We start from the raw sequence: 18681 nt of genomic DNA on the forward strand, positions 1-18681 counted from the left end.
TGCCCGAAGACGTCGATCCGGCCCGGTACAGCAGCGTCAGCATCTGGTGCGACCGGTTCGACGTCTCCTTCGGCGCCGCCGAACTCGCCCGTGCCTGACAGGGACCCGGAAGCGCTGGTCGGACGTCTGCTTCAGGCCGGCGCGTCGAGAGCGGCGAGGATGTCGGCCGGTTCGGCGCGGGTGGTGTAGTCGGTGTTGACGAAGGCCCAGCGGATCACGCCCTCGCCGTCGATGACGTAGGTGGCGGGCAGCGGGAGGGTGCGCGCGTGGCCGTCGTTGACGCGCTGGAGGTCGAAGCCGAGCTTGTCGTAGACAGCGGCGAGGTCGTCGGGGAGGTCGAAGGCGAGGCCGTAACTCCTGGCGGTGTCGGAGCCGATGTCGCTGAGGACGTCGAAGGCGAGGTCGTGCTTCTCGGTGAGGGTGAGGGACTCGTCGGGGATCTGCGGGGAGACGGCCACCAGGCGGGCGCCGCGTGCGGTGATGGCGTCGTGGTGCTGCTGGAGGGAGCGCAGGGCGATGTTGCAGTACGGGCACCAGGCGCCGCGGTAGAAGGTCAGGACCACCGGGCCCTCGGCGAGCAGGTCTTCCAGGGTCAGGTGTTGTCCGGTCGCCCTGGGGAGGCTGAAGCGCGGGGCCCGGTCGCCGACGGTCAGGGCGCGGTCGGCCTGGCCGGACTCGGCGAGTTCCTGGCCGGCCCGGCGCATGATCTCGCGTATCTCGGCGGGGATCTGCTGCTGACGAGACTCGTAGAAGGCGCGCAGCTCGGCGTTGAGAGTCATGGGGATCGTCCTCCTGAGGCACGGATGGGCATGGATCGAAAAACTTGGAACGACCGGTTCAAGATAGCGGGGATGGGCATATCCTGAAACCCTCGTTTCAAGATGACGCGGTGAGTGAGGACGGGAAGAGGTATGCCGGACGTCAAGCACTTCGACCCGGACGCGGCCCTGGACACGGTGGTCCGGCTGTTCTGGCGCCACGGCGTGGCCTCGACCGGCGTCCAGGACGTGGTGACCGCGACGGGGCTCAACCGCTCCAGCCTGTACGCCACCTTCGGCGGCAAGCAGGAGCTCTACCACGCCGCCCTGCGCCGCTACATCGAGCAGCGTTCCCAGCCGGCGTTCCGCCGCGTCGCCGAGGACGAGCGGGGCCTGCCCGCCATCACCGACTTCTTCGCCGGGCTGATCGAGGCACGCTGCTCCGGCGAGTACGCGCGTTGGGGCTGCATGGTCTCCAACGCGCATGCCGGCGCCGAGAACGGCGACCCGGAGGTCCGCGCCCTCCTCGACCGGCACCATCAGCAGCTGCGGGACGCCCTGCACACGGCGCTCGTCACTGCCGAATCCCGGGGTGATCTCGGCCCGGATGCCGACCTCGACGCCGCGGCGGATCTCCTGGCCCTGCTCGCCTACGGCGTTAATCTGCGCTCGCGCGCCGGAGCCGACGCGGACGAGCTCGGCAGGACGGTGACCGCGGCACTCGCCTCGCTCGGCGGCCGAGCAGAGCCGTAGTACCGCTCACCGCCGTGCTCTGCGCTCCGCCTCCTCCTTGACCGAGGCGAGCGATCCGGCGACGGTCGCCTCCCAGCGGGCGGCCACCTTCTCGCCCCACCAGGCTCCGGCCCGCCACAGGTCGGTGCCCAGCTCTCCCTCGTACACCAGGCGCGTCCCCGCCCCGTGCTCACCGAGCACGAAGGACTCGGTCACCTGCGGCACCGGGCCCCGGACCAGGCGGAAGTCGATGCGCTCGGGCCGGGTGAAGTGCACCGTCTCCACGGTGACCGCCGTCAGCCGCCCGCCCGCGAGGGGAGTGAAGTGCTCGGCCAGCACCAGATCGCTCCCACGCTCCAGCACGTTCAGCTTCTCCCGCATCGCCCGCGGGGTCCGCTCCAGATACGGCCTCGCCACCACGTCGAAGACCACCTCCCGAGGCGCCGCGATGTCCACGGTCTGCTGCCCCAGCGGGCGGATCCGCCGCCCCACACCCGCGTCGACGGACAGCGCCCCGGTGACCAGCCCCAGGTAGGCGGCGGCCAGGCCGCCGCCCGCACCCGCGGTCCACGCTGCGATCCGCGCCAGGCGCGCGCCGGTCACCGGTGTTCCTCCGGCACCGCTTCCTCCACCGTGACGCCCTTGCCGAAGGCGACATGGTTCTTGATCCGCCGGGCGAACGGGCTGGGATGCGGGTAGTACCAGGCGGCGTTCGCGTTGGTCTGCCCGTCAACCGTGATCATGTAGTAGCGGGCGACCCCCTTCCAGAAACACAGCGACCGCATCCGGCTCTCCGCGAAGTACGCACGGTCGAGCGACTCGGGCGGAAAGTAGTGGTTGTCCTCCACCACCACGGTGCGCTCCGCCTGGGCGAGCAACGCCCCATGCCACACAGCGCGCATCATGAGCATTCATCTCCAGGCAGGACGGGAGTGTTCATGCCGCGACGGTAGTGCGGCGGCTCCGTCCCTTCGGTGATCCCGCGCGGGGGGGAGAGAGAGCCGTGCGCCATTGACGCGTGTCCTGCATGGGAGAGGGGCTGGGACGTGCGGGCGTTTGTGGAGGCCACCCGGGGGACCATCCCTGGACCAGTACGACCAGGACGCCACCAACTCCCGTACCGGCCTCGGCTCTGTCCTGGAAGCCGCCACCGCCGGCGTGCAGCCCGGCGAGGAGAAGACCAGGTACGAGGGTCGCACCGAGGGCCCCGCGCCCTCTCGGACTGCACCCCGGACACCCACAACATCATCGCCGGCACGCACGACGGCTACGTCGGTCCGAACGGGCACAAGAACATCCTCGGCAGCGGCGACGACGCCCACATCGCCGCTTCCGAACGCAGCGTGATCCGCGTCCTGCGAGGCGTGTCCGAGGATCCGGAGAACTACGCCCAGATCTACGAGTCGGAGCGCTTCTACGCCGCCGACCAGATGGCCCGCGCCGACAAGGAGCCGGGCAACGGCAACGAGAACTGGGAGGTTCCCGCCGTGGATGCGGGCAATGTGCTCGGCGCGTACAACGCGATCGGCTCCGATGCGTACCTGGACGCCCGGGACGAGAAGAAGCAGTGGGCCGACGACGCCGCCAAGAGCGTCTACCACGGCGTGGGCCTGCCGCTCACGGCGGTGCCCTGAAACGGTGACGGTGCACAGCGCATGCTCGACCAGGAGACGTATGACTGGTCGAAGGACGTCAAGGCGGTGGCCGACGCCCAGGCGAACGACCAGACCGCCGCCGAGAAGGCGGACGGCGTCGGCAGCACCCAGGACTTGATCACCCGCTGGGACCGTGACCGCTCGGAGCACGGACAGGCACCTGACGACAGGATCGTCCAGCAGATGCGGCAGCAGACTGAGCAGGGCTACATCACTTCACGCGAGTCCGCCTTCGAGGACCTCAGGGGACGGCACTGATGAGTACGGCAATGGTGAACACCCCTGACCAGGCCGGAAAGCGCCCCCGGGGACGGGCGCCGCAGATCGCGCTGGCGATACTCGCCGGGCTCGCGGTGACGGCCGGCGCCCTCTACTTCATCGGCGCATACGACAGTTGGACGGACGACGCGGCACCGGAACACCTCTGCGACGGCCTGGTACAACGCGACGACCGCGATCTGCAACGGCTCCTGGGGGTACGAGGGCCGTCTGCCGCCGATGTCATCACCGACCGCACCTCGGACGAGCCACGGGAATGTGACTTCTCGCCCAGGGAGAATGGCACAGGCACCCGCTACGAGGACCTGGACATCACCGTCAGCCGGAACGCCGGCGTGTCCGACGGCGTGGCACAGCGTCTGGTGCTGCGGGACACCGATGGCGAACGCCTTGTGCTGGACCCCCGAGTTCTGGTCGCCAACCCCCTGCTGCTGCATCACCTCGATCAGGGCGTCCACCGATCCCTGGAGGCGTTCCACGGGGCCCTACGGTCCTCCGGCCTGGAGTAGCCCGCTTGTTGGTCACCCCGTGCTGACCGCACCCGCCGCACCGAGGAGTTCATGCAGGAGATGCGAGGCGGTGATCACGCCGAGCAGGTGCGTGCGCCCTTTCTCCCGCCCACCCGGCCCAGCCTTGTCCTTCTCCGCGACTGCCACCAGCGGGCTGCGCACCTGTGCCATCAGTGCCGCCACCTCCAGCGCGGTGTCGTCGGGATCGGCGATCGGCGGTGGGGCCGCCTTGCTGGACAGGTAGTCGCCGACACGGCGGCCTGCCAGTGCCTGGCAGAGCCGGTCGGCGTGTTTCTCATCGACGACAGCGGCGAGCGTGGGGTCCTCGATGACGTACTCGGGGACCAGCGCCTTGATCATCTGGGAAGCCGGCAGGATCGCCCGCGGCTCGCCGCGCTCGTCGAGCACCAGCAGGCCTGGAAGCTTGTGCTCGGCCATCAGCCGGGCCGCGTCCATCGCGTCGCTGTCGACGCTCACCGTTTCGTATGCCACCGCTAGGTCACGAGCACGCACGGCGGGCTCCTCATCTGCTGGAGTTCTGCTGGAACAGCACCTGTCCCCAGCGTCGTACACCCACGGTGCACAGGCCAGGTCATTGACGTGAAACATACGCGGCGCGTCCCGTGAGGGGGACACTGGAAGTGTGCTGCCGGTACTCAAGGGGGTGTCGGCCGATGGCTGGGGCACGGCATGGTCACGGCATGCGAGCGTGCGGTTTTCCCTGGTGGGAGGCCTGGTCGTGGTTCCGGTGGCGGCAGACGCGGTGGAGCGGGCTGCGGACCGGCAGCGGGCGGAGCGCCGCGCAGTCTCGGCCGTGGTCATGGAGAGCATGGAGGACCGAGTGCCCCCCACGGGTAGCGACCGGCAACAGCGTTCGGACGACGGTGCGCTGGACCGCGCCGGACGGCTCGACCCCCACGGATGACGCGAGAGTGGCGCCCACGATCCCGGCCGGTGCCACGGTCACCTGGAACGCGACCGCGGCGATTGTGGGCGCCGCCTCGGTGGCTCGGCTGGGGCTGGAACGGCGACGTATGGCGCAGTGGGATGCGGAAGACGGGCTGACCTCTCGGAGCGAGCAGCGGGCGCGTGCCTGCAAGGCTGCGGCTAAGCGTCGGTGGGCCGAGTCCGGAGCCGTGGCTGTCGACCGAGGAGTTCAGCCAGGCCCTGGCGGGTCGCGGCCAGAACCGCGCGGTCCTGGGGCCGTAGGACGTAGCCGGGGTGGAGGTCCCAGACAAGGCCGGCGGGGCGGTCGGTGGAGTCGTGGGCCGGGGTGGCGCTCGTCCGGTTCGGCGGTGTCCAGGGCGATGACGCGCCAGGCACCGGGCCGGAACGATTCGGCGATCGTGCGCCCTCGAGTTGTGGGTGACCGGCGACGTTGAGGGCGGCGAAGAGCAGGACGCGGCGTTCGACGGGGATGGCGCCCAGGATCTGTCGGCCCATCATGGCTCCGGCGAAGGCGGGGGCCGCGAGGGTGGAGACGCTGCGGCTGCGGGTGAGAGCGCGGGGGTGGGCGGCACGCAGGGTGCGGTAGACGGCGGTGGCGAAGTCGTCGTCGTACAGGCGCAGGGCCACCCGCAGGTCGGGCTTGACCGAGCGGGCGTACAGGGCCGCTTCCAGGACGCCTTCCTGGCACGGGGATGCCGAGTTCCTTCAGCCGGGCGCACGCCGGTGCCGATCTTGCCGAGGCCGAGGAGGACGACGTGGCCGGACAGGCCGCGGGGCGGACGACGCAGTGCAGAGACGGTGCGGAAGGTGCCCAGCGCCTCCAGGACGGCGGCGAGCAGCACGGGCATGAGCAGCAGCCCGGCCAGACCGGACAGGAGCTGGAGCACCTGGCGGGCGGTGAGCTCGCCGAGGGCTGGGTCGCCGATGGCGAAGAGGTCGAGCAGGGTGAGGTAGGCGGCGTGCAATGGGTGGTCGCCGGTGGTCAGCCAGCTCGCGACGGCCAGGCCCAGCAGGCAGATCGCTAACCCGGCCAGCGACCAGCGCACCCGGCGCGAGAAGAGCCGGCCCAGTGGCAGTCCTCGTCCCGCCAGGCGGCCCGGCGTGGGAGTGTGCCCGGTGCGCGTGATGGTCTCGAGGACCACTGTGCCGCGCCCCGTGGCGGCGGTCACCGTGTCGTGATCGGGCAGCAGCGTCGGGCCCTCCCAGCTGCTGGCGTCCGAACCTTCCGCGCCTGCCGGGTCGTTGGTGGTCGAGGACAGCAGGGCGAGCGTGCACAGGCCCGGGTCGGCCGCTGCGCCGGGGCGCGGCGGGGTGCGTTCGACGGCGCGCAGCAGGAGACCGTCGGCCTGGACGACCTTGCTGGTGCCGGCGACCGCGGTGGCTGCCAGCGCCGAGGCGGCCGTGTCGGCGTCCGACAGGATGGTGGTGGAGGTGTCCAGCGCCTCCGGATCCAGACCGGGGACGGCGAGGGCGGCGGCCTGGTCGAGGAGTTCCTCCAGGTGCTGGCCGAGCTTGCGGTTGTAGAGCCGGATGACCAGGCGCAGCCGGGGGTTGAGCCGACGGGCGGCCAGCGCGGCGTGGATGTTGGCCGCGTCGTCGTCGTGGACCAGTGCCGGCGCGGCGGCCTAGCGCGCGCCCGCCTCGGCCAGAGCGGCCTCGTCGAGGACGGGGGTCTCGATCACCTGCGGTGCTGCGAGGTCGGCGTCCGTACGGTTCATCGCCGCCTGCAATCGCCCGAGCAGCGTGGCGACCTGGGGCGCCCGCCCTGCGGGGCCGGCCCGGGGTGCGGGCGGTACGACGAGGGTGACGCGCTCGCGGTACACAGTGGTGAGTTCGGCTGCCGGCCGCTCGGCGAGAGCGTCGTCGCCACACACGATCATGTGTTCCGGACGCGGGACCCCTCGCGTGGGCTGGGGGAACAGGACCATGACGTCAGTGACCTCCCCTCAGGCCCACGCGAAGTACCGCAGCCACACGTACAACATCGACAGCGCCACCGTGACCACCGTGACCACCAGGCCGTACTTGGTGAACTGCCAGAAGGAGATGGGCTGCCGGTTGCGCTCGGCGATGCCGAGGACGACCACGTTGGCGCTCGCGCCGATCGCGGTGGCGTTGCCACCGAGGTCCGCGCCGAGGGCCAGGGCCCACCACATGACGTGGTCGCCCGAGCCGCCCATGCTCTGCACCAGGTCGGCGGTGATCGGCGCCATCGTGGCGACGTACGGGATGTTGTCGACTATGCCGGACAGCACGGCCGAGGCGCCGAGCATCAGCATCGAGCCGCCGAGTTCGTTGTCGCCGATGGCGTCGGCGAGGGACCGGGAGATCTCGCCGATCACACCGGTCTCGATCAGACCGCCGATCATGATGAACAGCCCGGCGAAGAAGGCCAGGGTGGGCCACTCGACCTCGCCGAGGACCTCGCCGGTCTCCACGGCGGAGACCGCGATCAGCAGGCCGGCGCCGAGCAGGGCGACCACGCTGGGCTCGTAGTGCAGCACCGGGTGCAGTACGAAACCGGCGACGACCAGGGCGAGCACCACCAGGCCCTGGACGAGCAGCCGGGGGTCCTTGATGGCCTCCTTCTCCTCCAGCGCCATGACCTCCGCGGCCCGTGTCTTGTCGTAGACGAACGACTTGCGGAACAGGAAGCGGCACATGACGACGAGGACCACGGTCAGGACTGCGGACAACGGGGCCAGGTGGACCAGGAAGTCGTTGAAGGTCAGCCCGGCGCGGCTGGCGATGATGATGTTCGGCGGGTCACCGACCAGAGTGGCCGTACCGCCGATGTTGGAGGCCATGACCTCCGCGATCAGGAACGGCGCCGCGGGCAGCGCCAGCCGCTCGCACACCAGCAGCGTCACCGGCGCGACCAGCAGGACGGTGGTGACGTTGTCGAGAAGTGCCGAGGCGACGGCGGTGATGACGACGAGCATCACCATCACGCGAAACGGTTTTGCCCGCGCCCGCTTCACCGCCCAGATGGCCAGGTACTCGAACATGCCCGTCTTCTTGAGCACGCCGACGATCACCATCATGCCCATCAGCAGGAAGATGACGTTCCAGTCGACCCCGCTGTGTTCGGAGAAGAAGGCCGACTTGTCGTCGGTGGCGCCGATCGCCAGCATCAGCGCGGCGCCGCCCAGGGCCGCGCCCACGCGATGGATCTTCTCGCTGATGATCAGGCCGTAGGTGGCCACGAAGACGGCGATCGCCGCCCAGCTCTGCCAGCCGTTCACGTTCCTCCGATGAGTCGTTCCATCAGGCGGGTGGCCATCACGGCACCCACCAACCGGGCCTGGTCGCCGGCGCTTTCAACGACGGCAACCAAAGGACTGTGCGTTCGCGCCATGAGGGCCGCGATGTGCGTCACGCTTGCGTCCGGTCCGACCGTCGGCGGCCGGACCCTGTGACGCGGCAGTAACTCGGCCACTGTGAGCCCGGTGAGTCTCTCCGGTGCCTCGTGGAGGTCCCAGTCGTCCGACCCGCTGGCGAACAGCGGGTCCGCCAGCGCGTACGAGGGCAGGAGCCGCCCGATGAGCTGCGATCCGGCCACCGCCGCGTAGAGCCGCCCGTCACGGTCGACGACCAGCAGCGCGGGCAGCTTTTGCTCGGCCGGCAGGAGGGCTGCGTCGGTGGCGTCGTCGTCGGTGGACACGTAGGGACAGGGCTCGGCGAGTTCATGGGCCGACACGGCTGGCCTCTTCATGGGCCGACACGGCTGGCCTCCTTGGTGGTACGGGAGGTCTCGTCGTCGCTGGGTACGCCGGCGATGTCCTCGACGTGGAAGAGGCGGGCGATCGGCACGTCGGTCGAGCTGTGCGCGATGATCGAGAAGGCGATGCACACGGCGATGAGCGTGAACGCCTCCTCGCCCTGCGGGATCCCTGCCTGCAGGACCAGCAGCCCGTACACCACCGAGGCGAAGCCCTTCGGGCCGAACCAGGCGGCGACCAGCTTCTCCTGCCGGGTGAAGCGCGTCCCCAGCAGCGACAGCAGCAGCGAGGCCGGCCGGATCAGCACGATGGCCAGGACGACGGCGACGTAGCCGCCGAAGGACAGGTCGCCGAACAGCGCCGGCGTCAGCAGCGCGCCGAACACCAGCAGGGCCGCAAACTTGGCCAGCTCGGCCAGCGCCTCGCCGAGCGGCTCGAACGCCTCCTTCGCCTCCAGGGAGCGGGCGGTGAGCACTGCGCCCGCGGAGAACGCGGCGAGGTAGGGGTTGGCGTGCGTCAGGTGGCACAGCGCGTACAGGGTCACGCCGATTGCCAGCGGCAGCAGCGGCTGCAGCTTGGGCTCGGCGCCCAGCAGCCGGAACCGGACGAGCTCGATCACCACGAACGGGATGACGATGCCGAAGACCAGGCCGAGGAGAAGCTCCAGCGCGATCTTCCCGAAGTCGGCCTCGGCGTGCCCGGAGGTGGGCCCGGCCGCGGCGATGAGGATGAGCACGACCGGCAGGGCGAGCCCGTCGTTGATGCCGCTCTCCACGTTCAGCAGCTGCCGCAGCTTCGACGGGACCTCCTTGCGCCCGACGATCGCCGAGGCGAACACCGGGTCGGTCGGTGCCAGCACAGCACCGACCAGGAAGGACGTGGTCCAGTCCAGGCCCACCAGGAAGTGCGTGATCAGCGCCATCCCGACGAACGCCAGCGGCATGCCGAGCCCGAGCGCGCGGGCCGGGTTCCGCCAGTTCTCGCGCAGCTTCGGGAAGGAGACGTGCATGCCGTCGGTGAACAGCACGGCGAACAGCGCCAAGTCGGCCGTCACGGACACGATCTCGCTGTCCGGCGTGATGTGGATCAGGCCCAGGAAGCCGTCACTGACGAGCGCGCCGCCGACCAGGAAGAGGAAGGAGGTCGACAATACGGTTCGGGCCGCCAGGCCCGACAACAGCACCGCTATCAACAGCGCGACGCCGAACACCACCACGAGCACCATGGCCCAGCCCCGATCGGAGAGAGAGTGATCCCTTGCTCGCCGACCAGGCTTCCCGGCACACCGGAGGGAACCTTACCTGTTCTTGATGCGTCTTTGACAGATCACTAGCGGGCACCGCAGTGAGGCGGTCCTTGCCGGATTCCGGCAATCTACGAGCCGAGGTGCGTACCGGTCAAACCGGAATCATGGACGGGGCGGCGACGGGTCGACCGGAGAGGCGATGGGGACAGAGCGGACATGGGCTGACTGCCTCCCGACAGCCCTATGAGCCTCGCGCACCAGGCAGGGCGGGACGGCGTCTGCCGCCTGCCTTCGGCAGACGCAGACGCAGTGTGGCGTCCGGCGCGGACCATGTCGTCGTCCACCTTTCGGGAGAGATAGCGACCTGGGGCATCTCGGCGACCAGCGGGGTGTGGGTGTTGATCCACACGCAGCCGAAGTCCGGCTTTCTGGACATGCGCATCGCGCGTGCGTGGCCGAACACCTCGTTCTGGATGATCTCGTCGTCCTGCTTGAAGCCGGAGACGACGGTGGAAGCGTAGAAGTAGCCTTGTTGCCGACGCGGTGGCCGCCTGCTCGATCTTGGCGTGGGCGGGCAGACGCTCGATGAAGCCGGAGACCTGCGTGCGCCGGCTGGCGTTGTCGAGCGGTCCGTACAGCGCGCCCGGTCGTCGGGCCGACCGGTCTTCGTGCCGGTGGCGGCCCACGCCGGTGCCGTCACGAACTCGTCGTGGACCGACTCTGTACGAGGACGCGGGTCGCGGCCGTGCAGTCCTGGCCGGCGTTGAAGAACCCGGCCACCGAGATGCCCTCGACGGCCCGGGCGATGTCGGCGTCGGCGAAGACGACGACGGGGGCCTTGCCGCCCAACTCCGCGCCGGCGGACCGCACCACATCGCGATCACCGTGGATCGGGCGGTCAGCGCTGCAGGGTGAGGACGCCCGGCCGGTACGGCAGTTGCTCGTAGGGGGTGGTCCACGGTGTGCCGGGGTCCCTGCCCTGGTAGAGGAACTGCAGATTGCAGGGGTCGATGGTCATGGTCTGGTCGGGGTTGTTGCGGAACAGGTCACCGTGGCTGATGTCGTTGGTCCAGGTGGCACCGCTGTTGGCCTTGCCCGCGAAGGGGTTGTTCTCGCTGGCGGCCTGCGGGGTCCACGAACCGCTCAGGCTGGAGGCCGTGAACGAGCGGAAGTAGCGCCCGTTCGCACCCTTCGCCTCAACGATCACGAGGTACTGGTTCTGGCCCTGGACCTTGTAGACCTGAACCGCCTCGAACAGGTTGTCTTCCGTGTCGCTCATGATCGTCGTGTACGGGGAGCCGAAGCTGGCCGGGAAGTTCCCGATCGGCATGCTCGCCCGGTAGATCTTGCCGTTGTCACCGGCGAAGAACAGGGTTCAGGGCGATAGAAAGCTCGAACCGCGTGACGGGGTGCCGGTAAGAACCCTGTCACCAACCGCAAACGGCGGTGATCTTGCGCGGGTGTCACCCGTGTGGGTGGGTCCGGGGTCGTACAGCTGCGCGGGGTGATGCCCCGAGAGGGCGATCGGCGACCGTGGCCCGTACCCCTTTGGACCTGGACGACCTGGTCGAGCACTGGACGCTGTTGAAGGACGAGCAGGGGCTCGTGTCCGGCAAGCGCGGTGCGACGCGACTGGGCTTCGCCGTGTTGCTGAAGTTCTATACGCAGTACGGCCGGTTTCCCCCGGGGCCGGTTCGAATTGCCGGGCGAGGCGGTGGAGTTCGTCGCCCGGCAGGTGCAGGTACCCGCCGCCGAGCTGGACGTGTACGAGTGGAGCGGCCGGACGGTCGAGTACCACCGTTCGCAGATCCGCGGGCACCTGGGCTTTCGTGAGTGCAGCGTCGCGGACGCGGAGAAGCTGACCGGCTGGCTCGCCGAGCACGTTGCGTGCAAGGAGCGGCGGCCGGAGCAGGTGCGGGTGGAACTGCTGGCTCGCTGCCGGACGGAGAGCATTGAGCCGCCGACTCCGGGGCGGTGCGACCGGATCGTGGGCGCCGCGCTGCGAGTGTCCGAGGAGACGCTGACGGCGAGGATCTCGGCGCGGCTCACGGTGGAGAGCACGGAGCGGAAGGTCCTCTTGGTCGCCGGCGCCGACCAAGAGGACGGCGCTGCACCTGGTGAAGCCGGTACCGGTGAGGGTGAGGACGGCCCGCCGGCCCTGGGGAAGATCAAGGAGGCTCCGGGCAACGTGAGCCTGGAGACGATGCTCACCGAGATCGACAAGCTGCTCGCGGTCCGGGCGGTCGGGTTGCCGGCAGACCTGTTCGCCGATGTCGCCCCCAAGGTGGTGGCCGGATGGCGGGCGCGGGCCGCGGTGGCGTCGCCCTCCCATCTGCGCACTCACCCGCTGCCGCTGCGGGTGACGCTGCTGGCCGCGCTGCTGCACGAGCGCGAGCGGGAGATCACGGACACGTTGGTGGAGCTGCTGATCTCCACGGTCCACCGGATCGGAGCGCGGGCGGAGAGGAAGGTCACCGAGCAGCTGGTCAACGCGTTCAAGAAGGTGTCGGGCAAGGAGAACATCCTCTTCAAGCTCGCCGATGCGTCGATCGGCGAGCCGGAGGGCACGGTCCGCGAGGTCGTCTACCCCGCGGTGTCGGGCGGTGAGCAGACGCTGCGGTAGCTGGTCCACGAGTTCAAGACCCGCGGCCCGGTCTACCGGCGCACGGTGCAGACCACCTTGAAGGCGTCGTACACCAACCACTACCGGCGCGGGCTGATCAGGCTGCTGGACGTGCTGGAGTTCCGCTCGTCCAACCACGCCCACCGGCCGGTGATCGAGGCGTTGGCGCTGGTGGCCCGGTACGCGGCGGCGGGCAACACCACGTACTACCCGCTGGGCGAGACCGTGCCGGTGCACAAGGCGATGGGCGGGGACTGGGCCGAGGTCGTGCACCGCACCGACAAGCGGGGCCGGCGCCGGGTGGTGCGCATGGTCTACGAGGTCGTCGCTTTCCAGGCCCTGCGCGACCAGCTCAAGTGCAAGGAGATCTGGGTGGTCGGCGCCGACAAGTGGCGCAACCCCGATGAGGACCTGCCCCAGGACTTCGCCGAGCGGCGCGAGGAGAACTACCGCGAGCTGCGCAAGCCGCTGGACCCGCAGGTCTTCGTCGACGAGCTGCGCGAGCAGATGACCACCGAACTGACGCTGCTGAACGGTGGGATGCCGCGCTTGAGCTGGCTGGACATCGCCGAGCGGAAGTCCGGGGCGATCCGGCTGACCCCTGCGGAGGCCCAGACCGAGCCGAAGAACCTGCGCAGGATCAAGGGCGAGGTACAGCGTCGGTGGGGCATCGTGCCGCTCATCGACATGCTCAAAGAGGCAGTGCTGCGAACCGGCTGCCTGGACGCGGTCACCTCTGTCTCCGGCGGTGGCTCCCTCTCTGCGGAGGTCCTGGCCGAGCGCCTGCTGCTGGTGATCTACGCCTACGGAACGAACACCGGGATCAAGGCCGTCGCCTCCGGCGGCCAAGGCCACACCGAGGACGAACTGCGCTACGTGCGGCGCCGGTACCTGTCCGCCGAGGCCGCCCGTGCCATCGCCATCCAGATCGCGAGCGCCACCTTCGCCGCCCGCAGCACCGAGCTGTGGGGCCAGGGCTCGACCGCGGTCGCCTCCGACTCCACACACGTGCGCGCCTACGACCAGAACTTGTTCACCGAGTGGCACTCGCGCTACGGCGGCCGCGGGGTGCTCATCTACTGGCACGTGGAGAAGAAGTCCCTGACCATCCACTCCCAGCTGATCAACTGCACGGCCTCCGAGGTCGCCGCGATGGTCGAGGGAGCCATGCGGCACGGCACCACCATGGACGTCGAGGCCAACTACACGGACTCGCATGGCCAGTCGGAAATCGGGTTCGGCATCACGAGGCTGCTGAACTTCGACCTGCCGCCGCGTATCAAGCGGATCAACAAGGTGAAGCTGTACCGGCCCGTGGCAGGTGACCCTGACGCCTACCCGCGGCTCACCCCGGCGCTCACCCGCCCGATCCGCTGGGAACTCATCGCCCAGCAGTACGACCAGATGATCAAGTACGCGACCGCGATCCGGACCCGCACCGCGTCCACCGAGGCGATCCTGCGGCGCTTCACCCGAAACGCCTCTCACCCCACCTACGCGGCGATGCTGGAGGTCGGCCGTGCCCAGAAGACCATCTTCGTGGCCCGCTACCTGCGGCTGAGGAACCTCCAGCGGGAGATCGAGGAGGGCCTGAACGTCATGGAGTCCTCCAACGGAGCGAACTCCGTGATCGCCTACGGCAAGGGCGGGGAGATCGCCTCGAACCGGCGCGACGAGCAGGAGATGTTCGTGCTGTGCCTGCGCATCCTGCAATCCGCCCTCGTCTACGTGAACACCCTCATGCTCCAGGACGTCCTCGGCGAACCGGAGTGGGCGGACCTCCTCACACCCGCCGACCGGCGGGGCCTGACCCCGCTGTTCTGGTCCCACGTACGCCCATACGGTGAGGTGAACCTCGACATGGGAGCCCGCCTCAACCTCGCTGCGGCTTCCGTACCGGGGCCCCGGGCCCCGGGCGACCAGACCGCGCGATCCATCGTGGAAGAACATGCGGGTGGGGATGACTGACGTCCCCTCCTGGCGCGGCCGGGCCGCAACAGCCGCGCGCTGAGCAGGCCGTTGGGCGGGTCCGGCCCGGCGGTCAGCGGGTGTGGCGGCGGACCGCGTCGAGGAGCTGGTCGATGTCTTCGAAGGTGTGGGAGAAGGAGGTGACGAACCGGACGATGCCCGGTGCCCAGCGGTCGTGGTAGAAGGTGTAACCCTCCGCGAGGAGCCCTTCGGTTGCCTGCTGAGGCAGGCGGCAGAAGAGGATGTTGGCCTGCGGGCTGCCCAGGAGTTCGGTGCCGGGGATGGCCTTGAGGCCGTCGCCGAGCCGGGTCGCCATCGTGTTGGCCTGGCGGGCGTTGCGCAGCCACAGACCGTCGGCGAGGTAGGCGTCGAGCTGGGCGGCGTGGAAGCGCGTCTTGGAGGCGAGCTGGCCGGCGCGCTTGGCACGGAAGGCGAGTTCGGTGGCCAGTACGGGGTCGAAGGAGACGATGGCGTCGGCGGTCATCGCGCCGTTCTTGGTGGCCCCGAAGGACAGCACGTCGATGCCGGCCTTCCAGGTCATCTCGGCCGGGGTGGCGCCGAGATGCTCCAGGGCGTTGGCGAAGCGCGCGCCGTCCATGTGGACGCGCAGGCCCGCGTCCTTGGCAATGGTGGCCAGACGGCGGATCTCGTCGAGGGTGTAGACGCTGCCGCTCTCCGTGGCCTGGCTGATGCTCACCACCGTCGGCTGCACGCTGTGCACGTCACCGGCCTTGCGGCGCACCGCCTCGTGGAGCGCGTCGGGGTCGATCTTGCTGTCGTCGCCGGGGACGGTGACGAGTTTGGCGCCGCCTGTGAAGAACTCCGGCGCGCCGCATTCGTCGTTGTTGATGTGACTGTTCGGGTGGCACAGCACGCTGCCCCAGGGTGGGGTCAGGGCGGCCAGGCCCAGGCAGTTCGCGGCGGTTCCGGTGGAGACCGGGAAGACGTCGACGTCCCGTTCGAAGGTCTCGCTCAGCTGGCGACGGACGCTGCCGGTGAAGGGGTCGTTGCCGTACGGGAGGGCGTGCCCGGCCGCCGACGCGGGGACAGCCTGCGCTATTTCGGGCGAGGCGCCCGCCATGTTGTCGCTGATGAAGGCCCGACTGGAGGGGATGACGTCGGTGGTGGTGCTCATGGGTGGGGTCCCTTGGCTCAGGTGCTGATGGGGGAGGCGAAGACGACGGTGATGTCCACTGCCTCGGTGCCGGTGCGGTAGAAGTGGGGGGCGTCGCCGGCGAAGGCGAGCATGTCGCCGGGGCCCAGGTCCTGCGGGGCATCGACCGGCCCGGCGGTCACGTGCCCGGCGGCGATGAGCAGGTGCTCGATCGTGCCGGTGGCGTGGGGGACGCCGGTCAGCTCCGTCTCGGGCGGGATGCGCAGCCGCCAGATCTCCAGGCTGTTGCCGCTGCTGATGCGGCGCAGCAGCTCCCGGGCGACCTCGCCCGGTTCGGCGGGCGTGCCCGGCCGGTAGACCGGCCCGGTGTCGGCGTCGCGCGCCAGCAGGTCCGCGATGGGGATGCGCAGCGCGATGGCGATCGCGTCCAGGGTGTCGATCGTCGGGTTGCCCTTGCCCGCCTCCAGCTGCGACAGCGTGGCCTTGCTCAGCCCGGCGCGCCGGGCCATCTCCGCTGCGCTCATGCCGCGCTGCTGGCGGCGCAGACGGATCTTCGCGCCGACCGCGGCTGCGGTACTGCTCACCGGCTGCCGGCCGGACCCAGACGGCGCGGCCATCAGTGGCTCCGGTGGGTGGCGCTGTAGGACACGCGGATACGGCCCTTCTTCACCTTCAGTGTCGGCAGGACCACCTCGGCCAGAACGCCGAGGCTGCGCACATGGGTGCCCCCACACGGCGCGGAATGCAGTGCGCCCAGGTGCACCACGCGCCGCCCCTCACTCTCGTACCGTGCGAAGACGGGCAGATCGTCGGCGATCGCGGCGGCCGCCGCGATCCGCAGCGCGGTGGTGGCCTCCTCCCGCCCCTCCGGGTCGGCCAGCCGGGCGTCCGGCTGCGGCGCCTGGAACTCGATGCGGGCCTGACCGGGGAAGTGGTTGTTGCTGAGCATCTCCCACCCCTGAAGGCGTCCGACCGCCTCGACCAGGTGCCCGGCCGTGTGCAGCGCGGCGTGCGTCATCCGCGCCTGCACATCGATCCGTGCCCGCACCGCCTGCCCCACGGCAAGGGACAGCAGATGGCCGCCCTCGGGCGCCACCGCCACGACCAGCCCCGACTCCCGGTCCCGGACCGGGACGACCTCCATGTCCTCCAACCAGCCCCGGTCGGCGGGCTGCCCGCCGCCCTGCGGGTGGAACAAACAGTGCTCTACGGCAGCCCAGGGCGCACCGTCCCGCTCACCTACGGCGATCACCCGTGTATCGGCCTGATCCAGATACGTGTCATCCAGGTACGTGGCGACCTGGACAGCTCCTTGAAGCGTTTCACTTGAATGAACTATATGTTCACTATAACGAACGAGTGGCGATGAACATTGCGTTCAGTACAACGAACAGCTCGACCTGCAGATTGATCACCTCGGAAGGCTCCCGCGCATCCAGAGGACGGCAGCCACTACCGCAGTAAATGCCGGATTTACTGCCGCAGACCCCCCAACGTGATCTTCGCGACCTGCGGCGGGTTCTTCGGCCACCGCAGGCGAGGTGTACGCATTTACTGCGACAGTGCCGGAATGGCAGGCGGACGTGGCGCTGGCCGAACTGCCCGGCGGCGCGGGCGGACGAAATGGACGCCGACACCGTCAACCGCGAACTGTCCATCGCACGCAAGGCGATCGGCTGGTGGCAGCGCCAGGGCTGGATCACCTGTGATCCGACGATCGGCATCGAACGGCGGCCGGCACCACCCGACCGCACCAAGGCCCTGGCCGAGAATCAGATCGCCGCCCTGTGGCGCCTGGACGTCGCTCTGCGGGAGAAGACGTTCTGGAAGATGCTCTACGAGTCCGCCGCGCGGGCCGACGAGGTGCTGTGCCTGAACGTGGAAGATCTGTACCCGCAGGACAAGCGCGGGAAGATCACCGCCAAAGGCGGGGCGACGGAGTGGATTCACTGGCAGTTCGGCACCGCCCATCTCCTGCCCCGCCTCATCGCCCGGCGCACCCGCGGCCCCCTGTTCCTCACCGACCGCAAGGCCCCGGCAGGGACGCCGACGCTCGACGTGTGCCCGGAGACCGGCCGCGCCCGGCTCTCCTACCGCAGGGCTGAGGAGATCTTCGAGGAGAACACCCGGCTGCTGGCCAACCCGCTCGCCTCACCCGAAGACATCGAGGACCTGGACGGCTGGACACTCCACCGGCTTCGCCACAGCGCCCTCACACACGACGCCGAGGACGGCACGTCCACGCCGATGCTCTTGGCCCGCTCCCGCCACGCCTCCGTCCGCTCGCTGGAGCGCTACGCCCGCCCCGGCATCGACGCCGTCGCCCGCCATGTCGCCGAGCGCGACCCCGCCGCACGTCGCCGGCCGTGACGCCCCTCGTTTGCGGCTGGTGACAGCGTTCTTACCGGCACCCCGTGACGCGGACCGAGCCACCGGGCGCCTGGGCGGCGTGGTTGGAGAGGGCAAACCAAAGGCGACCCTAGGGCGGCGTTCACAATACCGAACAAGGGTCGAAGTATCGAGCAACCTGCATGCTAGAGAATCTGTGAACGGCCTCAATGCGTCCCACATGATTCGGGAACAACGCCGAAACATTTACGGGCTTTGAGAAGGAAACGCCCTACTCGGCCAGGCGGCGCCAGCAGGTCATGCCCGACCCGAAGTCGAGTTCGTGCGGCAGGTGTTCCCAGGCGATCCCGGTGCGCAGGACGAACGGGATGCCCTGAAACACCAGCCGGTCCGGATGCCGCTTGCGGCCGGGTGCACCGAGGTGGGACTGTGTCGCCCACCGGCGACAAGGGAATCAAGTTGCGGGCGACTGTCCCGCGAACAGAGTCCACTCCTGCCACTGGGCGATGCCCTGAATGGGAGGATGGGGCTTCCACTCGGACCAGAGCCACTGCATCGCGTCGTGCATCTCGCTGCAGGACCATGTGCCGTCCACGGACTCCGGCAGTGGGATCACGTTGATGCCCCGAGTACGCATGACGTGAATCATGACCCCGCCGGCCGCGCCGAACGCCAGCGGGCGGTTGCGTCCTGAGAAGTGGTGTACGGGTTCGACCTGATGTGGGGGTTTGCTCCGGCATCGGGATGGTGCCCGCATAGATGAACGGCCACCGGCTGA

Annotated in this window: 20 protein-coding genes and 4 pseudogenes; 9 read left to right on the forward strand and 15 right to left on the reverse strand. The window is 69.5% G+C overall.

From position 1 onward, the window contains the following. On the forward strand, positions 1-98 hold a 98-nt coding region (locus tag ADL12_RS50020; RefSeq protein ID WP_167364396.1), incomplete at its 5' end, for a DM13 domain-containing protein. A 33-nt stretch (positions 99-131) separates the two neighbouring features. On the opposite strand, the gene ADL12_RS09615 is transcribed toward ADL12_RS50020, so the two are convergent. Continuing rightward, positions 132-779: a peroxiredoxin-like family protein gene (locus ADL12_RS09615; RefSeq protein WP_062700569.1), complete on the reverse strand. Its 648-nt coding sequence runs from the start codon at positions 777-779 to the stop codon at positions 132-134. 132 nt (positions 780-911) lie between these two features. Here ADL12_RS09615 and ADL12_RS09620 point away from each other — a divergent pair, with 132 nt between their 5' ends. Next, positions 912-1511 carry a TetR/AcrR family transcriptional regulator gene (locus ADL12_RS09620; RefSeq protein WP_062700571.1) on the forward strand — a complete coding sequence of 200 codons (600 nt, stop codon included), beginning with the start codon at positions 912-914 and terminating at the stop codon, positions 1509-1511. A gap of 6 nt (positions 1512-1517) precedes the next feature. Here the strand turns inward: ADL12_RS09620 and ADL12_RS09625 are convergent, their stop codons facing one another. Together ADL12_RS09625 and ADL12_RS09630 are read right to left on the reverse strand one after the other, a co-directional pair. After that, the gene (locus tag ADL12_RS09625) at positions 1518-2093 is read right to left on the reverse strand and encodes an SRPBCC family protein (RefSeq protein ID WP_062700572.1); all 576 of its coding nucleotides are present in this window, start codon (positions 2091-2093) and stop codon (positions 1518-1520) included. After that, positions 2090-2395, reverse strand: coding sequence for a DUF427 domain-containing protein (locus ADL12_RS09630; RefSeq protein ID WP_062700596.1), 306 nt, complete (start codon positions 2393-2395; stop codon positions 2090-2092). The genes ADL12_RS09625 and ADL12_RS09630 overlap by 4 nt, the downstream gene beginning before the upstream one ends. Positions 2396-2536: 141 nt before the next feature. On the opposite strand from ADL12_RS09630, the gene ADL12_RS53855 reads away from it, so the two are divergent. The 3 genes from ADL12_RS53855 to ADL12_RS09645 are packed head-to-tail and all read left to right on the forward strand — an operon-like array spanning position 2537 to position 3933. Then, positions 2537-3124: a hypothetical protein gene (locus tag ADL12_RS53855; RefSeq protein WP_159053127.1), complete on the forward strand. Its 588-nt coding sequence runs from the start codon at positions 2537-2539 to the stop codon at positions 3122-3124. Positions 3125-3145: 21 nt separating this feature from the next. Then, positions 3146-3403, forward strand: coding sequence for a hypothetical protein (locus ADL12_RS09640; protein ID WP_062700576.1), 258 nt, complete (start codon positions 3146-3148; stop codon positions 3401-3403). A gap of 11 nt (positions 3404-3414) precedes the next feature. Next, on the forward strand, positions 3415-3933 hold the full coding sequence (locus tag ADL12_RS09645) for a hypothetical protein (protein ID WP_062700578.1): 519 nt from the start codon (positions 3415-3417) through the stop codon (positions 3931-3933). Between the two features lie 12 nt (positions 3934-3945). Here the strand turns inward: ADL12_RS09645 and ADL12_RS09650 are convergent, their stop codons facing one another. Beyond that, positions 3946-4446: a CBS domain-containing protein gene (locus ADL12_RS09650; RefSeq protein ID WP_062700579.1), complete on the reverse strand. Its 501-nt coding sequence runs from the start codon at positions 4444-4446 to the stop codon at positions 3946-3948. A 130-nt stretch (positions 4447-4576) separates the two neighbouring features. On the opposite strand from ADL12_RS09650, the gene ADL12_RS52570 reads away from it, so the two are divergent. Next, a complete protein-coding gene (locus tag ADL12_RS52570) occupies positions 4577-4858 on the forward strand; it encodes a hypothetical protein (protein ID WP_159053128.1) in 282 nt (93 codons plus the stop codon). Between the two features lie 182 nt (positions 4859-5040). On the opposite strand, the pseudogene ADL12_RS09660 reads toward ADL12_RS52570, so the two are convergent. From ADL12_RS09660 to ADL12_RS09680, 6 genes and pseudogenes are all read right to left on the reverse strand, one after another. Beyond that, positions 5041-6761: pseudogene (locus ADL12_RS09660) on the reverse strand (NAD-binding protein). A gap of 66 nt (positions 6762-6827) precedes the next feature. After that, positions 6828-8126, reverse strand: a complete 1299-nt coding sequence (locus ADL12_RS09665; protein WP_062700583.1) for an ArsB/NhaD family transporter — start codon at positions 8124-8126, stop codon at positions 6828-6830. Then, positions 8123-8581: a CBS domain-containing protein gene (locus ADL12_RS09670; protein WP_063806640.1), complete on the reverse strand. Its 459-nt coding sequence runs from the start codon at positions 8579-8581 to the stop codon at positions 8123-8125. Before ADL12_RS09670 ends, ADL12_RS09665 begins: the two co-directional genes overlap by 4 nt. Before the next feature lie 11 nt (positions 8582-8592). Continuing rightward, positions 8593-9828, reverse strand: a complete 1236-nt coding sequence (locus ADL12_RS09675; protein ID WP_062700587.1) for a cation:proton antiporter — start codon at positions 9826-9828, stop codon at positions 8593-8595. Positions 9829-10216: 388 nt separating this feature from the next. Then, positions 10217-10719, reverse strand: a pseudogene (locus ADL12_RS50025) (aldehyde dehydrogenase family protein); the annotation flags it as partial. A gap of 28 nt (positions 10720-10747) precedes the next feature. Next, positions 10748-11221 (reverse strand): annotated as a pseudogene (locus tag ADL12_RS09680) (non-reducing end alpha-L-arabinofuranosidase family hydrolase); the annotation flags it as partial. 288 nt (positions 11222-11509) lie between these two features. Here ADL12_RS09680 and ADL12_RS55490 point away from each other — a divergent pair. Together ADL12_RS55490 and ADL12_RS55495 are read left to right on the forward strand one after the other, a co-directional pair. After that, positions 11510-12472 (forward strand): DUF4158 domain-containing protein, encoded by a 963-nt coding sequence (locus ADL12_RS55490; RefSeq protein ID WP_341846352.1) that lies wholly within the window; start codon positions 11510-11512, stop codon positions 12470-12472. 45 nt (positions 12473-12517) lie between these two features. Next, positions 12518-14440, forward strand: coding sequence for a Tn3 family transposase (locus ADL12_RS55495; protein ID WP_244187850.1), 1923 nt, complete (start codon positions 12518-12520; stop codon positions 14438-14440). A 73-nt stretch (positions 14441-14513) separates the two neighbouring features. On the opposite strand, the gene ADL12_RS09690 is transcribed toward ADL12_RS55495, so the two are convergent. Genes ADL12_RS09690 through ADL12_RS09700 form a run of 3 tightly spaced genes read right to left on the reverse strand, consistent with a single transcriptional unit; the run spans position 14514 to position 16806 of the window. Next, positions 14514-15575, reverse strand: a complete 1062-nt coding sequence (locus tag ADL12_RS09690) for a threonine aldolase family protein (protein ID WP_062700588.1) — start codon at positions 15573-15575, stop codon at positions 14514-14516. A gap of 17 nt (positions 15576-15592) precedes the next feature. Then, positions 15593-16171 carry a helix-turn-helix domain-containing protein gene (locus ADL12_RS09695; RefSeq protein ID WP_062700590.1) on the reverse strand — a complete coding sequence of 193 codons (579 nt, stop codon included), beginning with the start codon at positions 16169-16171 and terminating at the stop codon, positions 15593-15595. Next, positions 16171-16806 (reverse strand): alanyl-tRNA editing protein, encoded by a 636-nt coding sequence (locus ADL12_RS09700; RefSeq protein ID WP_244187852.1) that lies wholly within the window; start codon positions 16804-16806, stop codon positions 16171-16173. The genes ADL12_RS09695 and ADL12_RS09700 overlap by 1 nt, the downstream gene beginning before the upstream one ends. Positions 16807-17177: 371 nt before the next feature. Here ADL12_RS09700 and ADL12_RS09705 point away from each other — a divergent pair, with 371 nt between their 5' ends. Continuing rightward, positions 17178-17924: a tyrosine-type recombinase/integrase gene (locus ADL12_RS09705; RefSeq protein WP_244187851.1), complete on the forward strand. Its 747-nt coding sequence runs from the start codon at positions 17178-17180 to the stop codon at positions 17922-17924. A 253-nt stretch (positions 17925-18177) separates the two neighbouring features. On the opposite strand, the pseudogene ADL12_RS09710 reads toward ADL12_RS09705, so the two are convergent. Then, a pseudogene (locus tag ADL12_RS09710) lies at positions 18178-18312 on the reverse strand (transposase); the annotation flags it as partial. A gap of 45 nt (positions 18313-18357) precedes the next feature. Further along, positions 18358-18540: a hypothetical protein gene (locus ADL12_RS09715; RefSeq protein ID WP_062700594.1), complete on the reverse strand. Its 183-nt coding sequence runs from the start codon at positions 18538-18540 to the stop codon at positions 18358-18360. Positions 18541-18681 lie beyond the last annotated feature (141 nt).

The sequence above is a fragment of the Streptomyces regalis genome (genome assembly GCF_001509475.1).
GTDB classification, from domain to species: domain Bacteria; phylum Actinomycetota; class Actinomycetes; order Streptomycetales; family Streptomycetaceae; genus Streptomyces; species Streptomyces regalis.

Bases quoted from the DNA above. Each gene is read 5' to 3' on its own strand.
- ADL12_RS09615 (WP_062700569.1), bottom strand. From the start codon at position 779: ATGACTCTCAACGCCGAGCTGCGCGCCTTCTACGAGTCTCGTCAGCAG.
- ADL12_RS09620 (WP_062700571.1), top strand. From the start codon at position 912: ATGCCGGACGTCAAGCACTTCGACCCGGACGCGGCCCTGGACACGGTG.
- ADL12_RS09630 (WP_062700596.1), bottom strand. From the start codon at position 2,395: ATGATGCGCGCTGTGTGGCATGGGGCGTTGCTCGCCCAGGCGGAGCGC.
- ADL12_RS09640 (WP_062700576.1), top strand. From the start codon at position 3,146: ATGCTCGACCAGGAGACGTATGACTGGTCGAAGGACGTCAAGGCGGTG.
- ADL12_RS09645 (WP_062700578.1), top strand. From the start codon at position 3,415: ATGGTGAACACCCCTGACCAGGCCGGAAAGCGCCCCCGGGGACGGGCG.
- ADL12_RS09675 (WP_062700587.1), bottom strand. From the start codon at position 9,828: ATGGTGCTCGTGGTGGTGTTCGGCGTCGCGCTGTTGATAGCGGTGCTG.
- ADL12_RS09690 (WP_062700588.1), bottom strand. From the start codon at position 15,575: ATGAGCACCACCACCGACGTCATCCCCTCCAGTCGGGCCTTCATCAGC.
- ADL12_RS09695 (WP_062700590.1), bottom strand. From the start codon at position 16,171: ATGGCCGCGCCGTCTGGGTCCGGCCGGCAGCCGGTGAGCAGTACCGCA.
- ADL12_RS09705 (WP_244187851.1), top strand. From the start codon at position 17,178: ATGGACGCCGACACCGTCAACCGCGAACTGTCCATCGCACGCAAGGCG.
- ADL12_RS09715 (WP_062700594.1), bottom strand. From the start codon at position 18,540: ATGCGTACTCGGGGCATCAACGTGATCCCACTGCCGGAGTCCGTGGAC.